This window comes from Stenotrophomonas maltophilia, assembly GCF_002799245.1.
GTDB lineage: Bacteria > Pseudomonadota > Gammaproteobacteria > Xanthomonadales > Xanthomonadaceae > Stenotrophomonas > Stenotrophomonas maltophilia_S.
Genome location: NZ_NEQV01000004.1, coordinates 421,888 through 448,032, shown reverse-complemented (window position 1 = coordinate 448,032; position 26,145 = coordinate 421,888). Strand labels below are relative to the sequence as shown.

Here is a 26,145-nt window from a genome sequence, read left to right as displayed (position 1 = left end):
GCGGCAATGGGAAGAAAGGGCGGTGCGGGATACGGTTCCTGGCCGCATGGCACGATGACGTGGTGGCCTGGGCGCAGTGACGTAGTGGTGGTGAAGCAGGCGTGCGTTGACGCCTGCGGAGGGGTGGCTGTCATGGCTCAGAGCTCCGCGTCGGCCTGCACCAGCACCTGCGAGGTGGTCGACCACACCACGACCGCGCCCCAGAGCTGCATGTTGTTGGGCATCGAGGAAAGCACCGCCGCGTCCACGGTGGACTCCCAACCCGGGGTACCCCCGTCGAAGTTGACCAGGTTGCCACCATTGCCGAAGCCCACCAGGTTCAGTGCCGTGGAGGGGGACGAGATTCTGGGTGCCGCACGCTTGCGCACCTTGAACGGAATGCAGGCACGCGAATCACCGTTGGCGGTGTAGGTGATACCGATGATCCGGTTCACATCCACCGTCTCGTAGTAGCGCTGGCATAGCAGCAGTTCCAGTGCCTCAGGCCGGCGATCGAAGTCGGTGGCGGTATCGCCCTCCTCGATCTGCACTTCGGCCAGCTGCACGCTGCCGCTCTTCTGCCCGGCGGCAAACGAACGGCCACTGAAGTCGGCACCGGCATCCAGCCAGAAGCTCAGCTGCAGATAGCTGTCCGGGGCCAGTGTCTTGCCGGAAAGGCCGGGAACGTCCACGGTGACCTGGTGCCATCGCCACAGGGTATCGAGTACGACCGATGCGCCGATGCTGTCACGCGCGGTGGACCCGCCGGCGCCATGGGACTGCTGCAGCTCCACGCCGATGCGGAAGTCGTCCACCGAGGCCCGTGCCTTGAAGCTGATGGTAACGGTGCGTCCGGCCAGGGTCCGGACGTCCTCGATACGCTGTTGGACCAGTGCCATGTTGCCGGCACCGGCCACGCTCTGCACGTCCAGCCGGAGCAGGTGGCGTGATCCGGCCAGCAGGCGCCCTGCCTGGCCGCCGCCTGCGGGCACCTCCTCCCGCGTGGCGGTCACCTTTGTGCCGGTGGCATTGGCCAGCCAACGGTCGGCGATGTAGCGCGGGCCCGTGGATGCAGGGAACGCCGCACCTCGCTGCCAGAGCCGGAAGTCGCCATTAATGAGGAGATTGCGGCCTGCCATTCGGCCATCCAGCCCATCCACTGCAGTCTGGACGGCATCCAACCCGCCATACACTTCGGCGAAGTTCTCGTTGACCTTGGTGAATGCCGGGCGCTGTGTTTCACCCCGCTTGCCGTTCGCCTGAACGGTATCGAGGTCGATGATTTTCATTACCATTGTTGTTTTCCTGATTCCAGGTCGCTGGTGCCGCAACAGCGCGTTGTCCTCTTCGCCGATGCGAAAAGGAATCGATGGATCAGATCTCAGCTTCAAGGATGATGCTGATTCCCCCGGCTTTGGGCGCGACATAGCCCGATGCCCCCGGGGACATGCCGCCTGTAGCCACTCCCGCGGTGATCGCCGCACCCGATACCGAAACCGGAATGATGTTGAAGGACGAGCCAGGAGCATTGCCCCCGGCGATACCGAAGCCTGTCATGTTGACACCGCCCCCTAGCGTCCGTGCCGTGGGCTTGCTGCGCATCGGCTGGAACGACAGCTGGCCCACGCAGTCGAACTGACCGAGAGCCGTGCAAACCGAGAACGCATCACCCGCACTGATATCAATGCGTTGCGCATACCAGCCACACAGCGCAGCCTCGTGGGACAGTGGCCGGGCGTCATAGCCTGTGGCCGTGCCTCCCTGCTCCCACTGGAATCCGCCGAAGAACAGCTGCCCCGACTGGGCACCCAGCCTGGCGTTGCGGACATCGAATCCATTGCCGGATGACAACCACACTGCGACGGCTGCGTAGTGGTTCGTGCTCGCTACTGTTTTCCCAGAGACCGACGGCAGGGTGACCGTCTTTCTAATGTGGTTTACCCCTTGCGCCAGGCTGAAAACCTCAGCGTCCACTCCCAGAATCGTCTCCGAGCCCCCGGTACCGAAGTTCTGCAGGAACTCAACTGCGATCTTTCGTCCAGCCGCCCCTGGGTTGTAGACGGTGAAAGAAACGGTGCTGACCACTCCAGCAAAGGTCCGCACATTCTCAACCCGCTGTTCGAACACGAAATAGTGTCCGAACGCGTCCTGATTGCCGGTCGAGTTTGTACCCATCGAAAGGCGGGCATCGTCAAAGACACCGTCTCCCGGTACGTTGTTTCTGGCGAAGATGCTGGCGTCGGTCATGAGTCCGATCTGGACGAACCACCGATCCGGGCCGTACCCGGTCTGTCCAATCGGTGTTCCTCTCGTCCAGAAATCGAAGTTGCCATTGATGAGGCGGTTCTTTCCAGGAATTCGCCCGTGAATGGCGCTGTCCACCGCTGCAGGAAGCGTGGCGATGGCGCTACGAACTTCGGCTTTGGCCTGCTCTGCTTCCTTCTCGATTTCCGTCTTCAGTTGTTCAACGTCTTCTACGATGGTCGCCACGCTGCCCAGCGCGCCGTACACTTCGGCGAAGTTTTCGTTGATCTTGGTGAACGCGGGACGCTGGGTTTCACCTCGTCTGCCGTTGGGCTGTACGGTGTCCAGGTCGATGATTCTTCGTGTCATGTGCAGTCCTTGCTGCTCAGGCCGGTGTTGACGGCCAGGATCAGATCTCGGCGTCAGCCGCCCAGTTGCCGCCCACCAGATAGGCATAGAACGGCGTCAGGCCAGAGCCGAAATCAAGCTGGAGGGTGAATCCATCGGGACGAAGGAACAGCGGGACAGCCATCCCGCGTGACCATCCGTTGCCGTTGAACAACGACCAGTACCCGAGGGCCGGTGCCACTTCACTGTTGGAGTAAAGCGTGAGCGCAGGCACCGTGCGTTTGGTGACCTTGAAGGAGATCTGCTCACTGCGCGCCAGGCCTGCCTGGAATGCGGCGGCGACGCCCTGCGGCGACGGCAGGCCGTTTTCGGGCGCCTGCTCCAGCGGGAAGCTCTTCTCGTAGTATCGCTGGCACAGCATCAACTCGGTCGCGTCATCACGCATGTCGTAGTCGGTAGGTGTCGCCCCGCGCTCCAGCTGCATGCAGGTCAGCGAGAACGAGCCGGACTGGCCCACAAGCTGTCCGCCGTAGCCACCGGGCGTCGCGAAGTCGACGATGACGTGCAGCTTGCTGTTGGCCCCGACGGTCTTGCCAGCGATGGACGGCAACTCGGCGGTGAAGTACCTGAGCGCAGCCGCGGTGCCGATTTCCTGGACGCCCGCCCGGACCGTCACATCCGGAGACCCATTGGTACCAAACGTCTGGATGAAGCGGACACCGATGCGACAGCCCGGCGTCGCGGCCCATGCCTGCATGCTCAGCGTCACCGTACTTCCTGCCAGCGTCTGCACTCCTTCCACCGGCTGGGTGACGAATGCCTCGGTGGCCGCCGTCGATCCGGTGAGATCGCAGTTCATGAACCCCGTGACCCCGAAGGCCGGGGTATCGAAGCTGCGGCGTGACACCGCGACCTGCCCGGCCCCGGTACATACCACCTGGAAGCGATCAGGAACATATACCGCAAGAGGCGCCACCACGGTGCGGCGGCTGCCGCGCTGCCAGAATCTGAAGTCGCCGTTGATCAGCCGGTTCCGGCCGTTCTGTCTGCGCCGGAGATCCTGCACGATGGTTTCGAGTGCATCCAGATCCGTGTAGAGGTCGGTGAAGTTCTCGTTGACCTTGGTGAAGGCCGGTCGTTGCGTCTCACCCCGCTTGCCGTTCGGCTGCACGGTATCGAGGTCGATTGTGCGTCGTGCCATGCGTCCTCCTCCTCAGCCGCCGATGATTTCCAGGGCCTGCTCGGCAGGCCAGCCGAATGCAGCCGGCTGCGGCAGTTGCGCCTGAACCTGCTGCCAGTCCGGCGCGGTCACCCCGGTGGTGGACTCAATGGCTTCCAATGCGAGATTGACCCCGTCGCGCCAGGCGATCATGGCGATGGCGTCCTGCGCATAGCGCGGCACCGCACTGCCAGCGTAGCTGCAGCAGCTCTCGATGCTGTCATAGCCGCGATCGCGGGCGCACTGGGCCATCCACTCCCACGCCCTGCCACGGATGAAGCGATGGAACTGCGTCGAGCCGGGCGCGAACGGCGGAGGTACCGGCTCTGGTTCATTGCCTGCGGTGCACCAGGCCTCGTAGTCGTTCCACAGACGGTGGCCGCGTGGAATGAAGGCGCCGGTCTGCAGGCACCTGATGGTGTCGATCTCTTCAGTCAGTTGATACATGTCATAGCTCCGCGTCAGCGGTCCAGTGGAAGGAGGAACCCCAGTTGCCTGCGGCGGATTGATAGTTGACCTGTGCACCGGACTGGCCGGCATACACGATGGACGTCACCGTGCCGATGCCGCCGCTTGCGCCGGATACGCGCCCGGCCTGCCCGTTCACATCGCTGTAGACGGTGTAGGCAGGAATGACGCGCTTGGGGACGCGGCACCGGATATGCGAGGTACTGCCAACGCCGACGCTGCGGTCGTAGAACTGGTTGTCGCGGCCGATACCATCGGCCGTGCCTGGCGGTACATCCAGGTTGTAGCTCTTCTCGTAGTAGCGCTGGCAAAGCTGCAGCTCGTGGGCCAGGGGGCGCAGGTCGAATGCCGTCGCCCGATTGCCGCGCTCCAGCTGCATCATCGCGATGCCGAACTCTCCGCTCTGGCCTGAGATGACACCGCCATAGGCATCCGCGCACAGGTCCACCACCAGCCACAGGAAGTCGCTGTCGGCATTGCTGCCCAGCGTCTTTCCCTTCACCGAGGGCAGTCGCGCACTGAGCTGGAAATAGGTCCAGGACGCGGCGGTGACCGCTACGGTTCCCAGCTCCACACTGACCGCGGCGGACGGCGAACCACCGGTGCCAAAGTGCTGGATGAGACGAACACCGATGCGTTTTCCTGGCGGGCCATAGGCGAAGCCGGAAACCGTCACTTCGCCGTCGGACAGTGTCACCGCGCTCTCGACCTTCTGTGCGACGTAGGCGCTGCTACCTGCACTGGTTTTGGAGACAACGCTGTTGAGGAAACGGCGCGATTCCGGCGCGGCACCGCCGGCAGGCAGATTGGCCCCTCGATTTGCGGTATGCGTGCAGCCCAGTGCTGCCACGGTCCAGCGATCGGCTACATAGATCTCGCCGCCCTGGATGGTGCCGGTGGTGGCCCGCTGCCAGAAATCGAAGTTGCCGTTGATCAGGCGGTTCCTGCCTGGAATTGCAGTCTGAAGAGCGCGCTCCAGTGAATCCACACGCTGTCCGATCATGGTCACGCCATCCAGCGCCCTATAGATCTCGGCGAAGTTGTCGTTGATCTTGGTGAATGCCGGGCGCTGCGTCTCACCCCGCTTTCCGTTCGGTTGAACGGAATCGAGGTCGATGATCTTTCTCGTCATTGTGGGTTCCTGGAGTTCGAACGGGAAGCGGTTGGAGATCAGAGCTCAGCGTCGGCCCACCAGTGCCACCACCCACCCCAGCGTCCTGGATTGTTGGTCCAGCTCACCTCGTAGCAGGAAGGCGATGCATAGTTGACAAGGCAGGGAACCCGGGACACGTCATCCTCGGCGATGTGCCCGTTCTGCTGGGTGGTGTCGGCCGAGATGATCATCACGTAGGGATGGGCACGTTTTGCCGTCTGGAATCGCACGCTCTGGTAATGCGCCATTCCCGGCGAGTTGACCGAGAACGCCTCTCGCCCTTCGTTGTGCGCTGTGTTGGGCAGGATGTCGAGGTTGTAGCTCTTCTCGTAATACCGTTGGCACAACGCGAATTCCACGCCCGGCGGGCGCCAATCAAAGCGCGTGGCCACGCGTCCCGCCTCGACCTGGAACTGTGTGAAGCCAAACGAGCCGTTCTGCGCCACCAACTCGCCCTTCTGGCCGGTACCGCACAGGTCGAACACCACGTAGAGATGGTCGTTGCCATGGACGCCGAGCACCTTGCCCCTGGTGCTCGGCAAAGTGACAGTGACGCTCTGGTGCGTGGCCGAGGTGCCCAGTGTGAGCACACCCGCTTCGATCACCACTTCCCGCGCGGGCGAGCCGCCCGTGCCGAAGTTCTGGATGACGCGCACGCCGACCTTGCGGTTCGGTGCATCGCTGTTTGCCCACACAGAGATGGTGATATCGCCGCTCGCGCTGCGCACGCCCTCGATCTTCTGCCCCATCCACGCACCACTGCTGGCAGCGGCACCGGACACGGTGCATACCAGGATCGACCGCGTGTCCTCCGGGTAGCCAGTCTGCCCCTCGTAAGCCACGCGCTGGACGTCCTGGTTGCAGCTCAATGCCGAGTTGGTGAAGCGATCGGCAAAGAACGTCTCCGCCCCCAGGGTACCCGCCCCGCTGCCGACACGGCCGGAAGTCCGGCGCTGCCAGAATTGCAGACCACCATTGATGAGCAGATTCCTGCCTGGGACGCGCTCGGTGATCGCATTTCCGACCGTCTCCGGGATCTTCGCTACATCCGCCAAGGCATCGTAGACCTCCGCGAAGTTTTCGTTGATCTTGGTGAACGCCGGGCGCTGTGTTTCACCCCGCTTTCCGTTCGGTTGAACGGAATCGAGGTCGATTGTCTGTCGTGGCATTTTTGCTGTTTCCTTATGGTTTCAGGTGTGACGGGATGCTCTCCAGCCGGCCCGTGGACCTCAGATTTCGGCATCCAGGGTCAACCCGGTCCCCTCTGCAGCCGAATCTCCGCTCTGCAGGATGCCGGCCTGGCCGGCCGTAGCACCGCTCAATGCGCCGATGATGGTCATCCGGGTCAACGAGACTTCGGCCGCGCTGAGCGCCGTCAGGCCAGTCGCGCCGTTGCCGGTAAGCAATCGCCATTGCGACAGGTTCGAGAAGCTGACTGTGGGCGCTACCCGCATTCGCTGATTGAATCGATAGGTGAGATACACCGCGTTGTCTCCCCGGATCAGACCCACGCCGGCATTGAAGCGCAGTCCCCCGTCGAAGTCCGCGCCAAGGGCATCTACCTGGTAGTAGCGCTGGCACTGCCATAGCTCTTCACTCCTCGGTCTCCACTCGAAAGGCGTTGCGAGCGTGCCCGCCTCCCATTGGAATTCTCCGAAGTAGAGCTGGCCCTGCTGCGCGCCAAGTCCAGCAGTGCGAGCGGAAAAGTTCGTGCCCGCTGTCACCCATATGCCGACCACGGCCGCACCCTCACCCGCCAGGGTTTTCCCTGAAATGGTGGGCAATGTCACCGTTTTACGGATGCGGTTCAGGCCCGGAGCCAGCTCGAAGACTTCTGGCGCGATTCCCAGAACGGGGGTGCTTCCACCTGCGCCAAACGTCTGGGCAAATTCAAGAGCGATCTTTCGCCCAGCCGCTCCCGCGTTGAACACCAGGAACGAGACGGTACTTTCCACACCGGTGAGGCTGCGGACACCCTCCACACGTTGCTCGAAGACAAAGAAGTGATTTGCCCCATCCGTGTTGCCACTCGAGCTGACTGACAGCGTGTAGGTGCTGAGCGGGAAGTTGTTGTCACCTGCAGCAACCGGGTTTCGCCTGAACACGGCATCTTCGACGCTTCCCTTCTGCAGGAACCAGCGGTCGGCCGTGTAGTTCCCGGAGATACTGAAACTGCTGCCGCGCTGCCAGATGTCGAAGTTGCCGTTGATCAGGCGATTGCGCCGCGCTGGCGTGCGGACCATGGCGTCCGCCAGCTGCCCAGGTATGTCATTGACCGCCTGGCCAACCTGCTGGAAGTTCTGGTTGATCTTGGTGAAGGCGGGCCGCTGGGTCTCTCCGCGCTTTCCGTTGGGCTGGATGGTATCCAGGTCGATCCGTTCAAGATCCATGCTCATGGCTACGCCTGGAAGGTCTGCTCGAACGTGGCGGTGATGGTCGATACCTGCCCGCCGAGATGGCTGTCGGTGTAGGAATCACACATGTACAGCCCCTGCCCCAGTGGCCCCTTCCACAGGAAGCTGCGGCCGGCATGACCATCCAGGAAGGCCACGATCTCGTTGATCGTGCTGCGGTTGCCGACGAACTGCAGCTGGTAGCTGCGCGAGGTGGCATTCAGGCCATCGGCGGCGGCCTGCGCATAACCATCACCGAACTTCGCGCGCTTCACGGCGGCGGTGGTGGTTCCGGTGCTCTGGCTGGTTGCCGGCCAGGTGAAGGTATCGGTCATTGCATGGCACTCCTGCTGAGCACACCACCCGCCTTCAGGTCACGACTCTGCAGTTCGCGGTACTTGCGTTCCACGAACTGGCCGATCTCGTTGCCGAACTGCTGCAGCATACCTTCGTTGGTGGTGACTTCCTTGCCACCGTTGTTGTCGATGCGGATGCTTACACCCACTCCACCACCGCCGCCGCCGTGCGCGGCCACACCGAGACGACCGTCCGGCCCGCGCCGCAGCGGCATGATCGCTTCCGGTCCCGCTTCACCGAATACGCCGGCGCCCTTGGCGAAGGCGAACAGATGCGGGGTGTTGTAGACGCCTCCGGAGTAGGCCGACAGGCTGGGCGACTGGTAGACGCCACCGTTGGCGTTGGCCTCCGCCCCCGGGCCATAACCGAGCAGTGTGGTGATCTTCTTGACGCCCCAGACGATTGCCTGCTGGATGGCGATCATCTTGAGGTCGGCGATGATCGACTTGGCCAGGTCCTTGTAATTGGACTTGCCCGTCTTCACGAAGCTCTGCAGCGCCGCCTCGGCTCCGGTGAATGCCTTGGAGAATGCATCCTGGGTGGACTTGGCGGAGTTCTCGGTCTTTTCCATGTATTCGCCGAGCGCACTGCCGAAGCCTTTGCGGAACCCCGAAAGACCTGTGGCGGCCTTGGCATCCTTGGTGTCCTTGGCGTCCTTGGTACCTCCCGCCTTGGCTTCGCCGGCCTTGGCATCCTTGGAAGCCGGCAGGCCTGCCGCAGTTGCCGCCTCGTCCTTCTCTGCATCCTTGGGGGTCAGGTCGATCCCCATCAGGTCGGCGATCTTCCTCGCCCCCCAGACCAGCGCCTGCTGTGCGGCAATCATCTTCAGGTCGGCCAGGATGGACTGGGCCAGTTCCTTGTACTTGGACTTGCCGGTGGTCACGAAGCTCCGCAGGGCTTCGTCAGCGCCGGTGAATGCCTTGTCGAACGCCTTCTTGGCAGCCGTCGCGGTGTTTTCGGTCTTGCCGATGTAGTCGCCGAGCGCGCCACCCAGGCCCTTGCGGATGCCCGCTCGGCCCATGTCATCCTGCTGCGCCTTCTCCTGCTTCTTTTCAGCCTTGCCGGCGTCCGCGCCCGCTGCGGTTGCGCCCGCCTTCGCCGCCGCCTGCAGCTGCGTGTTCAGGGCAGTCAGCTGCGTGGACAGTGCGGTGACCAGCGATGCGCTGGTGGTCAGCACGGCATTGAATGCCTGCTGCACCGTATTGATCTTTTCCAGCTGCCGCTGGAACTCCTGTGTGGTGCCGGTCATCTCGGTCATGCTGCGCCTTGCTGCCTGCATGGCCGTTTCCAATGCGTTGCTGGCCTCCACGGCGGCCCGTGTGCTGCCAGGCGATGTAGTGCTCATTGAGTGTTCCTCGGGAGAGTCGGCTCCGCATCGGCGGAGTCGGGACCGGCCATCGGCGTTGCCGCGATGGCCGGCTCATTCCTGTTGCATGTGCTCCAGTGCCGCACGCTCGATGATGCGGATGCCCGCCATCACCTCGTCGTACTGTTCGCTGTCGAGCGCTTCGCGCTGCAGCTCGTGGTAGACCACGTTGTAGTCCAGCCCGATCGGGCCACCTGCGCCGACGCGCCACTGGGTGGCAACCCGCGAGAAAAGTTCGATGGGAAGTACGCACTCCGGCCACAGCTCAACCTGTGGCGGCGGAAAGTGCTTTGCCTTCAATCCGAGCTGCAGCAGCTCGGACTCGGTGGGGGCCCGCCAGTACAGGGCCCCCACCGCCTCGATCAGTTTCCCTTGCGTGCGACCTGCAGGGCCTGGGTGTAGCCACCGATGATGGCGCCATCCAGGCCGGCCTGCTGCTGCAGGGCCAGTTCGACACCTGCGGTATCCAGCGTGACGTCCGCATCCCAGTCGACGACGATGTCCAGGATCGCCTGGGCCACACTCAACGTGTCATCGCCCAGCCGCTCCAGCAGGCTGGCATAGTCGGCCACCGGCAGATGCCGATAGGTCAGGTTGAGCTTCTGCTCGCGGCCGTGACCGACGATGGTCAGGGTGCTCTTGAAGCTCTCCGGCGCCTTTACCTGGAACATCAGGCGCCCTCGACCAGGATGGAATCAGCCAGCGCAGTGAAGGTTGCGGTGGTGCCCATCGGGGTGTTGGCGGCCATGGTCGGGTCGCCGTTGTAGCTCAGGTAGCCGTACCAGTACAGCACGTCACCACCGATCAGCTTTGCGCGCAGGATCACCGGCTCGCCCTTGGCGTCGGCGTTCTTCAGCGCTGCGTACCACGGCTTCTTCGGGTCGTAGAACAGCGGCAGGGTGATGGTCTTGGCGTTCTTGAAGGTCGGCAGCTGGACCTGGCGGCCGGTCGGGTCCTCCAGCAGGGTGCCGCTCCAGTACTGCTGCTCGCCACCGGCGGTGGTCGGGTCGCCCTGCTGGTCCAGGTCGACGAAGGCGCCGGCCTTGCGCAGCACGCCGGCACCGCTGGTGCCCGGGAACAGCACGGTGTCGGTGGTGTCGATGCCCAGCAGTTCAACACTGCCGGTGGCTTCGGCACCGGCGCGGGTGGCGCGGTTGTTCAGGGCCGGCCAGCCCGGCAGTTCAATGACCACCACATCGCCGGTGTCGACGCTGTTGGCGGCGACGCTGGCCAGTGCCGGCGCGGCCTTGGAGATCGCGCTGGTGGCGATGGCGGTGGAGACGACCGGTGCGAAACCGAACTGGGTGCCCTTGGGAAGCTTGAGTGCCATGGTGTATTTCCTCGTTGGATGAAAAAAAGCCCGGCGGTTGCCGGGCTGGGGTGTTGCACGGGTGATGCGGTTTACGGGTCGACGTACCACAGGCCGAAATCGAGCCGCGCACCGTACTTGTGCAGCAGCGGCTCATGCACGGCGATTGCAGCGCCGAACGACTCGGCGGTCGGCAATCCCGCGCAGACCTGGTCCTCGATCTCGCGGATCAGGGTGTTGGCCTGGGCGCGGCTGTCTGCCCAGACGGTCAGCTGCACGCGGGCGTGCTTCTGTTCGGGAGTGGAACCTTCGTTGAACCACACGGACTGTCCACCCATCTGCTGGTAGACGGCGCACGGGTAGATGACCGGTTCCGGCGGGACGTCGGGATACAGCCGGCCCTGCAGCAGCGGGGCCAGCAGCGCGTGCAGCTGTGCTTCGTAACTCATCGCGGTGTCCTGGTTGGCGTCGCTCAGGCAATGCCTGAAGAGTGTTCGGTGAACAGCACCGTGGTCTGGCGCCGGCTGAAGTCGGGAGCAACGCCGGTGATGTTGAAAACACGACCGTCATGCACGATGCGCATGCCGACGTGGATGCCGGCCTGTCGTGCGGCCGCCAGCCGGACATGGAAGCGCTGGCGCCGGATGGTTGCAGGCAGTCGGCTTTCCAGCGTCAGCCGCTGGCCGCTGTCGGTGGCATCGGCGGTGATGGCGGTCCACAGTTCGGCCACCGGTTGCCAGGCCTCCAGTGGCTGCCCCCAGGCATCGAGCCGGCCGTCCTGGCGCTCGATGCGGATGCGGCGATTGAAGTGGCCGGCGTTCATGGCGTTGCGGCCGGTCGGTACGGATCAAGCAGCGCGGCCACGCCGAACGGCAGCTCCATTGCGATGGCGGTGGCGCCTGCCGGGGCGTCGAGCGTCTGCGCAGAGACGACCACGGCTTCGCGGTGGGCATACAGGTGGCCCAGCAGCAGGCGCACCGCTGCACGGATGCTGTCGTTGGCCGGCATGCCCAGCAGCAGGCGGGCGCTGCGCGCGGTGGCCACGGCCAGGCGGCGGTCGGCCACATCACGCATGGCCTTGGCCTTGGCCGCGTTGGTCTCGGCATTGGCGGCGGCAACCGCGGCTTCATGCCCGGTCACCGCCGCCGCCATGTCCTGCGGCAGCTGGTCCAGCGCCTGGTCCAGCGCGGCCTGGTCGGCGTACAGTTCGCGGCCCAGGTAGGCCGCGGCTGCGTCGCTGGCTGCAGCCAGCAGGTCACCCAGGATGGCGTCGTCAAAGTCGCCGTCGATACGGCAGTGCGCACGGCACTGCTCAAGGGTCAGCAGGGGCATCGAATCCTCCTTCGTTGATGGATGTGGAGTGCCCCGACCCTGCGCGCACGGCGGCGCCCCACGCGGTCACCAGGACGGCGCGGGAAAAGCAGGATCGGGGCGGAAAACAGAACGGCCGCTACAGCAACGTCAGCGCCGGTGGCGATGACCTCGCAGCGCGCGATGGCGCAAACGAAAGAAGCCCCCGGGGTCACCGGAGGCTTCTATGTCATCGTGGTACAAACGATACGCTTCGGGTGTGCACCCGTCAATCCGCAAACCGTTACCAGTCTGGTGACTTTTCCAGACGCTGTGCGGGTGCGGTCACGGCGCCCTGCTGCAGGCTGGATAGAATGGCAGCGCGCTGCTTCCGCAGCCCATTTCCCGCTGGATTTCCGCATGCCTGCCACCACCGAACGCTTCTTCGATACGCGTACCGAACAGGGCGTGCTGCGCCTGTCCATCGCAGGCTCATTGCTGCTGGCCGCGGCGGCAGTGGTGTTCGGCCTGCTGGCCAACTCCTCGCTGATCATCTTCGACGGCATCTACGGCCTGATCGACGTGGTGATGACCTGGCTGTCGCTGCTGGTGGCGCGGCTGATCGCGCTGTCGACCAGCACCGACGCGCTGCAGTCGCGGCTCAACCAGCGCTTCACCATGGGCTTCTGGCACCTGGAGCCGATCGTGCTGGGGGTGAGCGGCACGCTGATGATCGGCGCGGCGCTGTATGCGCTGGTCAATGCAGTGGACGCGCTGATGTCCGGCGGCCGCCACATCGCGCTGGGTCCGGCCATCGCCTTCGCCGGGTTGTCGATCATCGGAGAAGGTGCGCTGGCCGGGTTCGTGCTGCGCGCCAACCGCCGCATTGGTTCGGAGTTCATCGCACTGGACGCCAAGAACTGGGTGATCGCCGCCAGCATGTCAGCCTGCTATCTGCTGGCCTTCCTCGGTGGCGTGCTGGTGCGGGGCACCTCGCTGGCCTGGGTCGGGCCGTACATCGACCCGGCCATCCTCGCCTTCGTCTGCGTGCTGGTGATGATTGCCCCGCTCGGCACCGTGCGCCGGGCGCTGGCCGGCATCCTGCTGGTCACTCCGCCGGAACTGCAGGCGCACGTGGACGCGGTGGCACGCGCGATCGTCGCCAGGCACGGCTTCGTCGAGCATCGCAGCTACGTCGCCCAGGTGGGACGTGGCGAGCAGATCGAGCTGTTCTTCGTGGTGCGTGAGGACGACCCGCCGCGGCCGTTGGTGGAATGGGATCAGCTGCGCGACGAAATCGGCGATGCGCTGGGCGAGGCCTCGCCGGACCGCTGGCTGACCATCATGTTCACCACCGACCGCGAATGGACGATCTAGGCTGACGGGACGATCAATCAAGTTTTTCGTACGAACTGCAACCCAACGTACGCAGAAACCGGGCAAAGTAGGCTCCAACGCAACACCCACCCACTGACCAGGAGCATCCCGATGTCCATCGAAAAGGTTCTGTATACCGCCCAGGCCACCTCCACCGGCGGCCGTGAAGGCCGTTCCGTCTCGTCCGACAACGTGCTGGACATCCAGCTGTCGACCCCGCGCGAGCTGGGCGGTGCCGGTGGCCCGGGCACCAACCCGGAACAGCTGTTCGCCGCTGGCTACTCGGCCTGCTTCCTGGGCGCGCTGAAGTTCGTGGCCGGCCAGGCCAAGGTCGCACTGCCGGCCGACACCACCGTCACCGGCAAGGTCGGCATCGGCCAGATCCCGACCGGTTTCGGCATCGAAGCCGAGCTGACCATCAACGTGCCGGGCGTGCCGCGCGAGCAGGTGGAAGAACTGGTGCAGAAGGCACACATCGTGTGCCCGTACTCCAACGCCACCCGCGGCAACATCGACGTGACCCTGATCGTTGCCTGATGCGGCTCCGGGGTCGGATCCCTTGGCCAATGGCAAAGGGCTCTGACCCCAACCGCGGCGTCTTCGGGGTCAGAGCCCTTTCGCGATGCGAAAGGGATCCGACCCCAAAAAAATGGGCGGATGCCGGTCGAAACCGAACATCCGCCCATCCCACCTTCGTTGTCCCGCACGGGGGCATGAGGTTGCCGGCCAGCGGCCGGCACTACCAGGTCACTTCTCGCTCGTGATGAGCTGCACGACGCTGGAGAAGTCCAGCTTGCCGCGGCCGGCCTGGTGGTTCATCGAGTACAGGTTGCGGGCCACTTCGCCCAGCGGAATCGAGGCGCCGACACTCATCGCCGCTTCCACGGCCAGGCCCATGTCCTTCAGCATCAGATCGCTGCCGAAGCCACCACTGTAGCCGCGCGAGGCCGGCGCGTTTTCCAGCACGCCCGGCCACGGGTTGCACACTTCGGTGGCCCAGCTGCGGCCGGTACTGACCGCCATCATCTGCGACAGCACCTTCGGGTCCAGCCCGTGCGCCACGCCGAGGGCGATGGCTTCGCCGGTCACCGCCATGATCACGCCCAGCGCCATGTTGTTGCACAGCTTGGCAACCTGGCCGGCACCGCTGGCGCCGACGTGGAAGATGTTCCTGCCCATCGCCTGCAGCACCGGACGTGCGCGTTCCAGCGCATCCTCTTCGCCACCGACGATGAAGGTCAGGGTGCCGGCCTGGGCACCGGCGGTACCGCCGGATACCGGCGCGTCGATCATCTGCAGGCCACGCGCGGCGGCCGCTTCCGAGACCTTGCGGGCGCTGGCCGGCGCGATCGTGCTGCAGTCGATGACCAGCGCACCGGCCGGGATCGCGGCGAGGATGCCGTCGTCGCCCAGGTACACGCCTTCGACGTGGCGGCTGGCCGGCAGCATCGAGATCACGACCTCGGCATCGGCGAGGGTTTCGCGCGCCGATGCGGCCGCGCTGGCACCGGCATCGACGGCGGCCTGCACCGCGGCCGGGACCAGATCGAACACGCGCACGGTGTGGCCGTTCTTGACCAGATTGGCGGCCATCGGGCCACCCATGTTGCCCAACCCGATGAATGCAATGCGGCTCATGCAAGGCTCCTTTCAACAAGGGGAGTGCCCAGGTCGGCCAGCGGGTGCGCGGCATCGGCCCAGGGGGAAGCGAAGAAAGTGTCGGCCCACGCGCCGGTGGCGTCGGCCAGGGTGGCCGGCTTCCACTGCGGATTGCGGTCCTTGTCGATCAGCAGCGCGCGGATGCCTTCGGTGAAATCACCGTGGGCGGCGCAATGCAGGGCGACGATGTACTCCAGGCGATAGATCGCAGCCAGGTCCTGCCCGGCACTGCGACGCTGCAGTTCGTACGACAATCGTGCCGAACCCGGTGCACCGGCGGCGAGGGTCTTCTGTGCCGCCTGCAACCAGGCATCGTCGGTCTGCAGACCGGCAATGCGCGCAACGATGGCCTGCAGGTCATCGCCTTCGCACAACGCATCAACCTGCGCCGCATTGGCCAGCAGCGGGCCGGTGGCGGCGTCGCTGGCATGCGACTGCAGCAGATGGGTCAGGCGTTCGTGGTTGTGTGCAGGATCGCGCGACCAGGCCACCTGCAGCAGCGCATCGAACACCGCGCTGCGGCGTTCCTCGGCCACGTGCACATCAGCCAGACCGGCGTAGATCGCGTCGCCCGGATTGAGCAGCGCGCCGGTCAGGGCCAGGAACAGGCCACCTTTGCCCGGCACGCGCGGCAGCAGCCAGCTGCCACCGACATCGGGGAACAGGCCGACGGTGATCTCCGGGAAGGCCAGCTTGGAGCGCTCGCTGACCACGCGATGGCTGGCGCCGGACATCAGGCCGATGCCGCCGCCCATCACGATGCCATGGCCCCAGCACAGGATCGGCTTGGCGTAGGTGTGGATGAGGTAGTCGACGCGGTACTCGACGTCGAAGAACTCGGCCGCGTAGTCGTTCTCGCGGATGTCACTGCGGCCGGCCTCGCGGAAGGCGACCATGCTCTGGTACAGGCTGTGCAGATCGCCACCGGCGCAGAACGCCTTTTCGCCAGCACCCTGCAGCACCACCATGGCGATGCCGTCGTCGTCGGCCCAGGCATTCAACTGTTTCAGCAGCAGGTGCGCCATCGGCAGCGAGAAGCCGTTGAGCGTACGCGGCGCATTGAGCGTGGCGATGCCGATGCGCGCGCCATTGCCGGCTGCGCGCTCTTCAAACAGCACCGGTGCGTCGTCGGCAACGGTGTCGGTGCTCATGCGTTCTTCCACTGCGCGGCGCGCTTTTCCAGGAAGGCAGTCACACCCTCAACCTGGTCGGCGGTGTCGAACAGGTCGACAAACGCTTCGCGTTCAGCCACCAGCGCCGACGCGTGGGTACCGGTGCGGGTGGACTGCACCAGGGTCTTGCAGGCGGCGATGCTGGTCGGGCTCTGCTTGCCGGCCTTCTTCGCCCACTCAAGTGCCAGTGCCTTGGCTTCGCCCTTGCCGACCTTTTCCTCGGCCAGGCCGATGCGCAGTGCGGTCTCGGCGTTGATGCGCTCACCCAGCAGGATCATGCGCTTGGCCCAGCCCTCGCCGACCAGGCGCGGCAGGTTCTGGGTACCACCGGCGCACGGCAGCAGGCCGACAGTGGCCTCCGGCAGCGCGACCTGGGCGTGGTCTTCGATGATGCGCAGGTCACAGGCCAACGCGCATTCCAGGCCACCGCCCATGGCGTAGCCATTGATCGCGGCGATCGACACGCCACGGAATGCCGACAGCGCTTCGAAGGCTTCACCGAAGCGGCGCGCGGCTTCGCGTGCGGCAGCCTTGTCGCCGGAGGCGAACTGATTGAGATCGGCACCGGCGGAGAAGAACTTCTCGCCGTCACCGGTGATCACCAGCGCGTAGATGTCGCGGTCCGCGTTGAGCGCACCGACCAGGTCGCGCAGCGCCGACAGGCTGTGCACGGTCCAGGTATGCGCCGGCGGGTTGTTCAGGGTGACCACGGCGGTGTGGCCATCAACCTCGACCTTCAGGCCCACGTGCTCCTGGGTACGCCAATCCTTCATCGCAGTTCCTCTTCGGTGTTGAGCAGGTGACGGGCAACGATCACCCGCATGATCTCGTTGGTGCCTTCCAGGATCTGGTGCACGCGGCAGTCACGCAGCAGGCGCTCGATCGGGTACTCGCGGATGTAGCCGTAGCCACCATGGATCTGCAGCGCTTCATTGCAGACGTTGAAGCCAGCATCGGTGGCGAAGCGCTTGGCCATCGCGCACCACACGTTGGCATCACTGGCACCGGCATCGAGCTTGCGTGCGGCGGTGTGCACCATCTGCCGTGCGGCCACCAGCTGGGTAACCATGTCGGCCAGCTTGAACTGCAGCGCCTGGAACTCGGCCAGCGCCTTGCCGAACTGGCGGCGCTCGCCCATGTAGCGGCGTGCAGCATCCAGCGCACCCTGCGCGGCACCCAGCGAGCAGGCGGCGATGTTGATGCGGCCGCCATCCAGGCCCTTCATCGCCAGCTTGAAGCCGCCGCCTTCCTCTCCCAGAAGGTGGCTGACCGGCACGCGGACGTTCTCGAAGGTGATGCCGCGGGTGGGCTGGCTGTTCCAGCCCATCTTCTCTTCCTTGCGGCCGAAGCTGATGCCCGGCAGGTCTGACGGCACTGCAATGGCGCTGACGCCACCTGCACCGGCACCGCCGGTACGCGCCATCACCACCAGCAGCTCGGTGGCACCGGCGCCGGAAATGAAGGCCTTGGAGCCGTTCAGCACGTAGAAGTCACCATCGCGCACGGCGGTGGTCTTCAGCGAGGCCGCATCGGAACCGGCACCCGGCTCGGTCAGGCAGTACGAGGCCAGTTTGAGGCCGGCGGCCAGGTCCTGGCCCCACGCATCGCGCAATGCCGGCTGGCCCCACTTGGATACCATCCACGAGGCCATGTTGTGGATGCTGATGTAGGCCGCGGTCGATGGATCGACATTGGCGAGCTCCTCGATGACGACGGCGGCGTCCAGTCGGCTCAAGCCGCTGCCGCCCACTTCCGGGTCCATGTACAGACCGCAGAAGCCCAGTTCACCGGCCTTGGCGATCGCCTCGCGCGGAAAGATGCCCTCCGCATCCCATCGCGCGGCGTGCGGCGCCAGTTCGGCCTGTGCGAAGTCGCGCGCAGCCTCGCGGTACGCCTGCTGCGCTTCTTCCAGTTCCGTCGTCATCGAGTGGCTCATGGCTGCTCCTGCCGTTACTTCAGGCTGATCGTGGTGTTGACGCCGTGGCTCAGCGTTTCGTCATCGAACCAGCGTGCGGTGACGGTCTTGGTCTGGGTGTAGAACAGCACCACCTGCTTGCCGTACGGGCCCAGGTCGCCCAGCTTGGAGGCGCGCGAACCGGTGAACGAGAACAGCGGCACCGGCACCGGGATCGGCACGTTGATGCCGACCTGGCCGACGTCGATGTCTTCCTGGAACTTGCGCGCGGCGGCGCCGGACTGGGTGAACAGTGCGGTGCCGTTGCCGTTCGGGTTGCTGTTGACCATCGCGATGGCGTCTTCCAGCGTTTCTGCTTCGAGGATGACCAGCACCGGCCCGAAGATTTCTTCCTGGTAGATGCGCATGTCGGTGGTGACACCGGCAAAGATGGTCGGGCCGACGAAGTTGCCCTTCTCGAAACCATCCACCTGCGGCTTGCGGCCATCGAGCACCAGCCTGGCGCCCTGCTCCACGCCCGAGGCGATCAGGCCTTCCACGCGCTCGCGGGCACTGCAGGAAATGACCGGCCCGACGTCGGTGCCGGACACGGTGCCGGCGCTGACCTTCAGGGTCTGGGCCTTGGCCACCAGGTCCGGCACCCAGTTGCGCGCTTCACCGACCAGCACCAGCGTGGAAGCGGCCATGCAGCGCTGGCCCGCGGCACCGAAGGCGGCACCGACCATCGCGTTGAGGGTCTGTTCCTTGTTGGCGTCCGGCAGCACCACGGCGTGGTTCTTGGCGCCCATCATGCACTGCACGCGCTTGCCGGCCAGCGAGGCGCGGTTGTAGACGTGGGTGCCGACGCGGGTGGAACCGACGAACGACACGGCCTTGATGTCCGGGTGGTCGCAGATGGCGTTGACCACTTCTTCGCCACCGTGGACAACGTTCAGCACGCCCTTCGGAATGCCCGCTTCCAGGGCCAGCTCGACCAGGCGCATGGTGACCATCGGGTCCTGCTCGGACGGCTTGAGGATGAAGGTGTTGCCCGTGGCAATCGCCATCGGGAACATCCACAGCGGGATCATCGCCGGGAAGTTGAACGGGGTGATGCCGGCGCACACGCCCAGCGGCTGCATGATCGAGTAGGTGTCCACGCCCGTGGCCACGTTGTTGGCCAGCTCGCCCAGCTGCAGGTTGCCGATGGCGGCCGCATGCTCGACCACTTCCAGCCCGCGGAACACATCGCCTTCCGCATCCGGCAGGGTCTTGCCCTGTTCGGCGGTCAGGATGTGGGCCAGCTCGCTCATGTTCTCGCGGATCAACTGCTGGTACTTCAGGAAGATGCGCGCGCGGGTGCCGATCGGGGTCTTGCGCCAGGTCTTGAAGGCTTCCTTGGCGGCGGCGACGGCGGCGTCCACTTCGCCGGTGGTGGCGAACGGCACCTTGGCCAGCACGTCCTGGGTGGCCGGATTGATCACGTCCTGCCAATGGGAAGTAGCCGATTCAACGAACTGGCCATCGATCAGCATGCGGATACGGGGCGCTGCAACAGTCATGACGACAATCCCACAGGGTGCGAAAGATGCTTGGCATTATTCACAGCACCCACCTCGATTTCCGCGCTGAATCCGCTTAATCTGGCCAACGCGCCCCACGATTCCTGTTAATTTTGTGAATTATTCAGCTCCCCAGCGGCAACTCGGCCTGCGCCTGCTGCGGCTGCGCGAACAGCGCGGCTACAGCCAGGCGGACCTGGCGCGGGCGCTGGGGCTGTCGGCCAGCTACCTGAACCAGATCGAGCGCAACAAGCGCCCCCTGACCCCTGCGGTGCAGAAAAAGCTGGGCCAGGTGCTCGGCGATGTTTCTGCGCTGTTCGACGAAGATGAGCCCGCCGCGCTGCAGGAAGCGCTGGGCGAAACCCTGCGCGACCTGGGCCTGGCCGAGGTCAGCGCGACCGAACTGCGTGCCCTGGCGGGCAACCTGCCGCAGGTCAGCCGCGCGCTGCTGGACCTGCACCGCCGCCACCTGGCGCTGCGCGAGCATGCCGCCGCACTGGAATTCCAGCTGGGCGAACCCGGCGCTGGCAGCACCCTGCCGGCCGGTGACCAGGTGCGTGAGTTCTTCAACCGCATGCACAACCACATTCCCGAGCTGGACGAGCTGGCCGAGCACCTGTTCGCCGAGTGGGGGCTGTCGCCCGGGCATGTGGCACCGCGCCTGCGCCAGCTGCTGGCCGACCGCCACGGCGTGCTGGTGGAAGTGGCCGCGTTGCAGGCCGGGCGCGAGAAACGCCAGTTCGACGCCGGCACACGTCGGCTATGGCTGCCCGATTATCTGGAACCGGGCCAGCAGGCGTTCCAGATGGCCGCCGAACTGGCCCTGCACGGGTACCTGGCGCAGATCGATGCAGTGGTGGCGCGCGCCGGGTTCACCGATGACGCGCGCATCGCGCAGGCCCGCATCGGCCTGTCGAATTACTTTGCCGGGGCGCTGGTGATGCCGTACATGCGTTTCCTGCGTGCGGCCGAGGCCAGCAACTATGACATCGAGCTGCTGGCGCATCAGTTCGGCGTCGGCTTCGAGGCGGTCTGCCACCGGCTGAGCACGCTGGCACGGCGCAGCGCGCCTGGCCTGCCGTTCTTCTTCATCCGCGTGGACCGTGCCGGCAATGTATCCAAGCGCCATTCGGCCACCGATTTCCACTTCTCGCAGGTGGGCGGGTCGTGCCCGCTGTGGATCGTCTACGAGGCGTTCAACCAGCCCGGGCGCATCCTTACGCAGACGGCGCGCATGCCCGACGGGCGCCGCCATTTCTGGCTGGCGCGGCAGGTCAGCAGTGGTCCGGTCGGCCATGGCCAGCCACGCAAGACCTTCGCGGTGGCACTGGGCTGCGATCTGCAGCATGCCGAACGGCTGGTGTATTCGCTAGGGCTGGATGTGCAGAGCCCGGGCAATTCGGTGTCGATCGGCCCGGGTTGCCGGGTGTGCCCGCGCGAGGACTGCATGCAGCGCGCGTTCGCGCAGTTGCCGGGGCGGTAAGGGGGGGCGGCAGGGCTGCGCCCTGCACCTCCCCTCGCGGTCTGGTGTAGAGCCGAGCCCATGCTCGGCTGCTCTTCGTTGAATCGCCGAGATATTCGATTCCGATGGAGATTCATCCACGCGTGGCGTGGATCTACTAAACCTTTCGCGCGTAGGCTGCATCCCATTGCAATGCCCGCCCTGGAGATGGCCATGTCCCTGTTGCGTCCCTGCCTGGCTCTACTGCTCGCTGCCGTCGCTACGCCGGCATCGGCAACGTTCCATCGCGGTCTGGTGTAGAGCCGAGCCCATGCTCGGCTGCTCTTCGTTGAATCGCCGAGATATTCGATTCCGATGGAGATTCATCCACGCGTGGCGTGGATCTACTAAACCTTTCGCGCGTAGGCTGCATCCCATTGCAATGCCCGCCCTGGAGATGGCCATGTCCCTGTTGCGTCCCTGCCTGGCTCTACTGCTCGCTGCCGTCGCTACGCCGGCATCGGCAACGTTCCATCGCGGTCTGGTGTAGAGCCGAGCCCATGCTCGGCTGCTCTTCGTTGAATCGCCGAGATATTCGATTCCGATGGAGATTCATCCACGCGTGGCGTGGATCTACTAAACCTTTCGCGCGTAGGCTGCATCCCATTGCAATGCCCGCCCTGGAGATGGCCATGTCCCTGCTGCGTCCCTGCCTGGCTCTACTGCTCGCTGCCGTCGCTACGCCGGCATGGGCAACGTTTTCCATCGCCGCCTGCAACGAGGCCGGCGACTGCGGGGTGGCGGTGGCCACGCACAATCTGGCGGTCGGGGGCGTGGGCGTACCGTGGGCGCAGGCGAAGGTGGGCGCGGTCGCCAGCCAGTTCGAGACCAACCCGACCTATGGGTCGAAGGGCCTGGAGCTGATGGCCAAGGGACGCACTCCTGCCCAGGTGCTCAAGCAGTTGCTGGATGAGGACGGCGACTTCGACGGCACCACGATCGCCGAACGCCAGGTCGGGCTGGTCAGCGCACGTGGCGGCAATGCGCAGTACACCGGCGCCACCGCACAGCAGGCCGACTGGGCCGGTGCGCAGGGCGAGGGCAAGGTGAGCGTGCAGGGCAACGGCCTGGCCGGGCCGGAGGTGCTGGCCGCCATGCAGCGGACTTTCGCCACTACCCGCGGCGAACTGGCCGCCCGCCTGCTGGCCGCGCTGGAAGCCGGGCAGGCGGCGGGCGGGCAGCGCAGTGGGCAATGGTCGGCGGCGTTGCTGGTGCGCACGCCCGGCGGCGACTGGCAGGACACCGACCTGCGCGTGGATGCCGATCCGCATGCGGTTGCACGCCTGCGCCAGTTGTACGACATGCGCCTGTCCAATGCCGCGATCATCGACGCCGAGCAGCGTTGGGAGAACGGCGATGTGGCAGGTGCGCGCGCTGCATTGGCGACGTCGCTGTCGCTGGCCCATGGCTGGGACCGCACCTGGGCACGCGCCGCGCGCCTGGCCATGCGCCAGGGCGATGCCGCACTGGCCCGCGAGTACCTGGCGGGGTTGCGTGCACTCAATCCCGGCTGGGTGAAGCAGGAGCTGGCGCTGCCGTTGTATGCGCCATTGCAGGGTGACGCGGTGGTAGCGCCCTGGCGGTGATGTCCGGAAACATCGTGCCGACCAGGGTCGGCACCCACCAGGACGGACAGGGCGAGGCGTTGCCGTACGGCGATCAGTAGATCGGCGTCACCTTCATCTGCGGTAGCGGGCGCGGTGCACCGTCGGTAAGGTCCGGGCCGAGGTCCTCCCAGGTGCGTCCCTGCTCGACCATCAAGCCCCACAGCTGCTGCGAGGCGAGCCGCTTGTCTTCCGAGCCCAGCTTGTACGACGGCGGTGCCGGTTCACCGCGGGCAACCATCGAGTACGCCGCGCGGTAGGCCAGCACCTGCTGCGCCGGGTCGTCGGTACGCGCTACTTCCAGCGTGTAGCGCTGGTAGGCCGAGGCCAGGTTGCGCCAGCGGATCCAGTAGTGGTTCTCGAACGAGAACGAACAGAAGCGCGCACCGGCCAGGCTGCCCTTGTCGGCGATGCGGGTCAGCACCTCCTGCGGCATGTCCAGGTTCATGCCACCTTCGTCGCCCTGCAGGCTGACGTGCACGATGCGGTCGCGGTAACCCGGCGCGCGCGCCTGCAGCAGATCGCGCCAGTTCTGCATGGTCGCCACCACCGCGAACAGGAAGCGGCCCAGCTCGGCGGCCGCCAACGGTGTGGCGATCGACTGGTAGGTCCGCTGCCAGCCGTGGCGGTTCTCGGTGGGCAGGAATACGGCATGTTCCAGCGCCTGGCGGCCACTGCTGCCGTGGCTGACATCTTCGGCGTGCTGCGGATAGACCAGATTGATGGCGAAGGTCGGCCAGCGCGGCAGCGCGGCGTCGAACAGGTGGATCGGGAAGTTGCTGCTGATGCCGCCGTCGGAGAACCAGCAGATGCGGAACGCGGTGATCACCGGGCCGCAGGCCTGCCCGGCACTGGTCAGCCCTTCCATGCTGTCGGCGACGTTGTGCTCCTGGTCGGCTGCGGGCGCGGTGGGTTCGCAGCGACGCTCGCGCCGCGAGGGCTCATGCAGTGGCACCGCGCTGATCAGCAGCGGGAAGCTCAGGCTCATGCGCGTGGCCACCAGCACTGGCAGCTTCGGGCCCTGCGGCAGGTGGTAGTACTGCCGCCCTTCCACCTCCAGCGGCGGGCCGGCCTGCTTCACCAGCCACTGCACCACGCTGGCGGGGAACAGCTGCTCGAACTCCTCGCGCAGGAACCAGAACTGCGCGCCGCCAAGCGGCAGGGTGCGTGGCTCGTTGTGCGACACGCAGGTGGTGATCATCTGCAGGCTGATCGCATGCGGGCTGTCCGGCTCTCCGGCATAGCGCGGCGCATCGTGCAGGTCGGCGAAGGTCAGCGGTGCATCCAGTGGCTTGCCGGACAGCTGCTGCAGGCATTCATGCAACCACTCGGTCAGTGCCGGTGTGCGTGCATCGTGGCCCAGGCCGCTGCACAGGCCCAGCAGGTTGCGCCGCGCCACCCGCGCCACGCGCAGCGCAGCACCGGCTACGCCGGCACCGTACGCGCACAGCAGTGATGGCAGCAGCGTGGCGGCCACACCGCTCCAGCCACCGCCCCACCAGCCCAGGCCGAGCAGCAGCGCCAGCGACACCAGCACTTCCAGCGGCGCGATCTCGAACACGGCAACGGCCAGGCACAGCAGCTTGTGCGGCAGGCTGGCATTGCCGGTCAGCACTACCAGCAGCCGATAGGCGGCGCGCGCGCCCCGCGCCGGTTGGAACAGGCTGTAGATGAAGCCGCGCCGCGACAGCTGCGCCGATACCGCCGACAACCCGCCATAGCCGGCATCGCCAGGCAGGTGCGCGCCGGCCTGCTGGCGGCGATCACCGCAGGCCGCCGCAGCCGCCACGGCGGCGGCGATGGCGCCGGCCGAGGTGCCACCGATGCTCTTGAACCGATACTCGCGCGCCAGCGCCAGTACCGCATTGGGGTACACGATGCCGCTGGTGATGCCGCCTTTCATGACCAGATCGCAGTACTTGTCCGCCATTGTCTTGCCCCCGAGCATGCCGTCCGCCGCGTGGGTGCCAGTATGGCGCAGAGGCTTCTCAGGGCCTGAGAACAACAGCGCAGTCCCGGCAGGAAGCTACGGCGTTCAGCCGATGGCATGCCTGCAGGCTTGACCGGCCCCGCCATCGGCGTAGCATCTGCAGCAAGCCAAGGGACAGACCCGCGGCTGCCACAACGACATGAGGGATTCTCATGGAATTCGACTATCTCGTCTTCATCGGGCGATTCGAGCCCTTCCACAACGGCCACGCCGCCGTTGCCCGCCTGGCCCTGAGCCGGGCCCGCAAGCTGATCTTCCTGGTCGGTTCTGCCGATACTCCCCGCAGCCTCCGCAATCCCTGGACCGTGGCCGAACGCGCCGTGATGATCCAGGCTGCCCTCGATGGCCACACCGACCGCCTGCTGATCCGGCCGCTGCGTGACCACCTGTACAACGAAGCGCAGTGGATCGCCAACGTGCAGCGCCAGGTGGCCGAAGCGCTGCGCAACGACGGCGCCGCCGCCGATGCGAAGGTGGGCCTGATCGGCATGGACAAGGACGCGTCCAGCTACTACCTGCGTGAATTCCCGCAGTGGCCGCTGGTGGACGTGCAACACACCGCCACCCTGTCGGCCACCGAGCTGCGGCGCTACCTGTTCGAGGCCGGCGACGTCGATTTCCACGGCGCGCTGTTGATGCTGCGTGGCAACGTGCCGGCGCCGGTGTACGACATGCTCGAAGCGTTCCGCAGGAGCGCGCCGGCGTATGGCCAGCTGGTGGCCGAGTACCGCTTCATCGAACAGTACAAGGCAGCCTGGAAGGACGCGCCCTACGCGCCTACCTTCGTCACCACCGATGCGGTGGTGGTGCATTCGGGCCACGTGCTGCTGGTGCGGCGCCGTTCGGAACCCGGCAAGGGGCTGTGGGCGCTGCCCGGCGGCTTCGTCGGCCAGGAGCAGAGCCTGCTCGACAGCTGCCTGCGCGAACTGCGCGAGGAAACCCGGCTGAAGATTCCGCTTCCGGTGTTGAAGGGTTCGCTGAAGGGCCAGCAGGTCTTCGACCACCCCGACCGCAGCCAGCGCGGCCGCACCATCACCCACGGTTTCCACTTCGAATTCCCGGCCGGCGAACTGCCGCCGGTGCGCGGCGGCGACGACGCCGACAAGGCGCGCTGGATACCGGTGAGTGAAGCGTTGGACATGGGCCCGCAGCTGTTCGAAGACCACCTGCACATCCTGGAGTATTTCCTCGGCCGCGGCTGACAGGCCCGGCTTTCCCACCGGCGGATAGACCGCCGGTGCCACTCGACGCGAAGGAGCT

General features: G+C 65.7%; 26 protein-coding genes. 5 read left to right on the top strand and 21 right to left on the bottom strand.

Features of this window, described 5'->3' with window-relative positions; genetic code table 11:
• Positions 1 to 137: 137 nt before the first annotated feature.
• The 15 genes from B9Y64_RS14380 to B9Y64_RS14310 all read right to left on the bottom strand — a co-directional run bounded on the left by B9Y64_RS14380 (position 138) and on the right by B9Y64_RS14310 (position 12,168).
• Entirely contained in the window at positions 138 to 1,268 is a 1,131-nt protein-coding gene (locus B9Y64_RS14380) for a hypothetical protein (protein WP_100441283.1), read from the bottom strand.
• Positions 1,269 to 1,353: 85 nt separating this feature from the next.
• Positions 1,354 to 2,592 (bottom strand): hypothetical protein, encoded by a 1,239-nt coding sequence (locus B9Y64_RS14375; protein ID WP_100441282.1) that lies wholly within the window; start codon positions 2,590 to 2,592, stop codon positions 1,354 to 1,356.
• Positions 2,593 to 2,632: 40 nt separating this feature from the next.
• Positions 2,633 to 3,772 (bottom strand): hypothetical protein, encoded by a 1,140-nt coding sequence (locus tag B9Y64_RS14370; protein ID WP_100441281.1) that lies wholly within the window; start codon positions 3,770 to 3,772, stop codon positions 2,633 to 2,635.
• Positions 3,773 to 3,784: 12 nt separating this feature from the next.
• A complete protein-coding gene (locus B9Y64_RS14365; RefSeq protein WP_100441280.1) occupies positions 3,785 to 4,237 on the bottom strand; it encodes a hypothetical protein in 453 nt (150 codons plus the stop codon).
• Position 4,238: 1 nt separating this feature from the next.
• A complete protein-coding gene (locus B9Y64_RS14360) occupies positions 4,239 to 5,390 on the bottom strand; it encodes a hypothetical protein (protein ID WP_100441279.1) in 1,152 nt (383 codons plus the stop codon).
• A 38-nt stretch (positions 5,391 to 5,428) separates the two neighbouring features.
• A complete protein-coding gene (locus tag B9Y64_RS14355; protein WP_100441278.1) occupies positions 5,429 to 6,580 on the bottom strand; it encodes a hypothetical protein in 1,152 nt (383 codons plus the stop codon).
• A gap of 60 nt (positions 6,581 to 6,640) precedes the next feature.
• Positions 6,641 to 7,807 (bottom strand): hypothetical protein, encoded by a 1,167-nt coding sequence (locus B9Y64_RS14350; RefSeq protein ID WP_100441277.1) that lies wholly within the window; start codon positions 7,805 to 7,807, stop codon positions 6,641 to 6,643.
• 2 nt (positions 7,808 to 7,809) lie between these two features.
• Positions 7,810 to 8,139, bottom strand: coding sequence for a phage tail protein (locus tag B9Y64_RS14345; RefSeq protein WP_100441276.1), 330 nt, complete (start codon positions 8,137 to 8,139; stop codon positions 7,810 to 7,812).
• Positions 8,136 to 9,419 carry a phage tail tape measure C-terminal domain-containing protein gene (locus B9Y64_RS14340; protein WP_238379905.1) on the bottom strand — a complete coding sequence of 428 codons (1,284 nt, stop codon included), beginning with the start codon at positions 9,417 to 9,419 and terminating at the stop codon, positions 8,136 to 8,138. Before B9Y64_RS14340 ends, B9Y64_RS14345 begins: the two co-directional genes overlap by 4 nt.
• A gap of 162 nt (positions 9,420 to 9,581) precedes the next feature.
• Positions 9,582 to 9,881, bottom strand: a complete 300-nt coding sequence (locus B9Y64_RS14335; RefSeq protein WP_238379904.1) for a DUF1799 domain-containing protein — start codon at positions 9,879 to 9,881, stop codon at positions 9,582 to 9,584.
• A gap of 8 nt (positions 9,882 to 9,889) precedes the next feature.
• On the bottom strand, positions 9,890 to 10,198 hold the full coding sequence (locus B9Y64_RS14330; RefSeq protein ID WP_100441274.1) for a phage tail assembly chaperone: 309 nt from the start codon (positions 10,196 to 10,198) through the stop codon (positions 9,890 to 9,892).
• Entirely contained in the window at positions 10,198 to 10,857 is a 660-nt protein-coding gene (locus tag B9Y64_RS14325; protein WP_100441273.1) for a phage tail protein, read from the bottom strand. The genes B9Y64_RS14330 and B9Y64_RS14325 overlap by 1 nt, the downstream gene beginning before the upstream one ends.
• 71 nt (positions 10,858 to 10,928) lie before the next feature.
• A complete protein-coding gene (gene gp17, locus B9Y64_RS14320; protein WP_100441272.1) occupies positions 10,929 to 11,285 on the bottom strand; it encodes a tail completion protein gp17 in 357 nt (118 codons plus the stop codon).
• A 23-nt stretch (positions 11,286 to 11,308) separates the two neighbouring features.
• A complete protein-coding gene (locus B9Y64_RS14315; RefSeq protein ID WP_100441271.1) occupies positions 11,309 to 11,659 on the bottom strand; it encodes a head-tail adaptor protein in 351 nt (116 codons plus the stop codon).
• A complete protein-coding gene (locus tag B9Y64_RS14310; protein ID WP_069138078.1) occupies positions 11,656 to 12,168 on the bottom strand; it encodes a head-tail connector protein in 513 nt (170 codons plus the stop codon). The genes B9Y64_RS14315 and B9Y64_RS14310 overlap by 4 nt, the downstream gene beginning before the upstream one ends.
• Before the next feature lie 378 nt (positions 12,169 to 12,546).
• On the opposite strand from B9Y64_RS14310, the gene B9Y64_RS14305 reads away from it, so the two are divergent.
• Both B9Y64_RS14305 and B9Y64_RS14300 read left to right on the top strand, forming a co-directional pair.
• Positions 12,547 to 13,503, top strand: a complete 957-nt coding sequence (locus B9Y64_RS14305) for a cation diffusion facilitator family transporter (RefSeq protein WP_100441270.1) — start codon at positions 12,547 to 12,549, stop codon at positions 13,501 to 13,503.
• A gap of 111 nt (positions 13,504 to 13,614) precedes the next feature.
• The gene (locus B9Y64_RS14300; RefSeq protein WP_004153735.1) at positions 13,615 to 14,040 is read left to right on the top strand and encodes an organic hydroperoxide resistance protein; all 426 of its coding nucleotides are present in this window, start codon (positions 13,615 to 13,617) and stop codon (positions 14,038 to 14,040) included.
• A gap of 210 nt (positions 14,041 to 14,250) precedes the next feature.
• Here B9Y64_RS14300 and mmsB read toward each other — a convergent pair whose 3' ends face one another.
• From mmsB to B9Y64_RS14275, 5 genes are read right to left on the bottom strand one after another with little or no spacing between them, the layout of a single operon-like run.
• Positions 14,251 to 15,141 (bottom strand): 3-hydroxyisobutyrate dehydrogenase, encoded by an 891-nt coding sequence (gene mmsB / locus B9Y64_RS14295; protein WP_100441269.1) that lies wholly within the window; start codon positions 15,139 to 15,141, stop codon positions 14,251 to 14,253.
• Positions 15,138 to 16,313 carry an enoyl-CoA hydratase/isomerase family protein gene (locus B9Y64_RS14290; RefSeq protein ID WP_100441268.1) on the bottom strand — a complete coding sequence of 392 codons (1,176 nt, stop codon included), beginning with the start codon at positions 16,311 to 16,313 and terminating at the stop codon, positions 15,138 to 15,140. The genes mmsB and B9Y64_RS14290 overlap by 4 nt, the downstream gene beginning before the upstream one ends.
• Positions 16,310 to 17,107: an enoyl-CoA hydratase gene (locus B9Y64_RS14285; protein ID WP_100441267.1), complete on the bottom strand. Its 798-nt coding sequence runs from the start codon at positions 17,105 to 17,107 to the stop codon at positions 16,310 to 16,312. Before B9Y64_RS14285 ends, B9Y64_RS14290 begins: the two co-directional genes overlap by 4 nt.
• The gene (locus tag B9Y64_RS14280) at positions 17,104 to 18,270 is read right to left on the bottom strand and encodes an acyl-CoA dehydrogenase family protein (protein ID WP_100441266.1); all 1,167 of its coding nucleotides are present in this window, start codon (positions 18,268 to 18,270) and stop codon (positions 17,104 to 17,106) included. Before B9Y64_RS14280 ends, B9Y64_RS14285 begins: the two co-directional genes overlap by 4 nt.
• Positions 18,271 to 18,284: 14 nt before the next feature.
• Positions 18,285 to 19,790 (bottom strand): CoA-acylating methylmalonate-semialdehyde dehydrogenase, encoded by a 1,506-nt coding sequence (locus tag B9Y64_RS14275; protein ID WP_100441265.1) that lies wholly within the window; start codon positions 19,788 to 19,790, stop codon positions 18,285 to 18,287.
• Between the two features lie 115 nt (positions 19,791 to 19,905).
• On the opposite strand from B9Y64_RS14275, the gene B9Y64_RS14270 reads away from it, so the two are divergent.
• Entirely contained in the window at positions 19,906 to 21,273 is a 1,368-nt protein-coding gene (locus tag B9Y64_RS14270; RefSeq protein ID WP_100441264.1) for a helix-turn-helix domain-containing protein, read from the top strand.
• A 650-nt stretch (positions 21,274 to 21,923) separates the two neighbouring features.
• On the top strand, positions 21,924 to 22,877 hold the full coding sequence (locus tag B9Y64_RS14265) for a DUF1028 domain-containing protein (RefSeq protein ID WP_100441263.1): 954 nt from the start codon (positions 21,924 to 21,926) through the stop codon (positions 22,875 to 22,877).
• Between the two features lie 73 nt (positions 22,878 to 22,950).
• On the opposite strand, the gene B9Y64_RS14260 is transcribed toward B9Y64_RS14265, so the two are convergent.
• Positions 22,951 to 24,843 carry a patatin-like phospholipase family protein gene (locus B9Y64_RS14260; RefSeq protein WP_100441262.1) on the bottom strand — a complete coding sequence of 631 codons (1,893 nt, stop codon included), beginning with the start codon at positions 24,841 to 24,843 and terminating at the stop codon, positions 22,951 to 22,953.
• A 194-nt stretch (positions 24,844 to 25,037) separates the two neighbouring features.
• On the opposite strand from B9Y64_RS14260, the gene B9Y64_RS14255 reads away from it, so the two are divergent.
• Complete coding sequence (locus B9Y64_RS14255) at positions 25,038 to 26,087, top strand: bifunctional nicotinamide-nucleotide adenylyltransferase/Nudix hydroxylase (protein ID WP_413482566.1); 1,050 nt, start codon at positions 25,038 to 25,040, stop codon at positions 26,085 to 26,087.
• Positions 26,088 to 26,145: the final 58 nt, after the last annotated feature.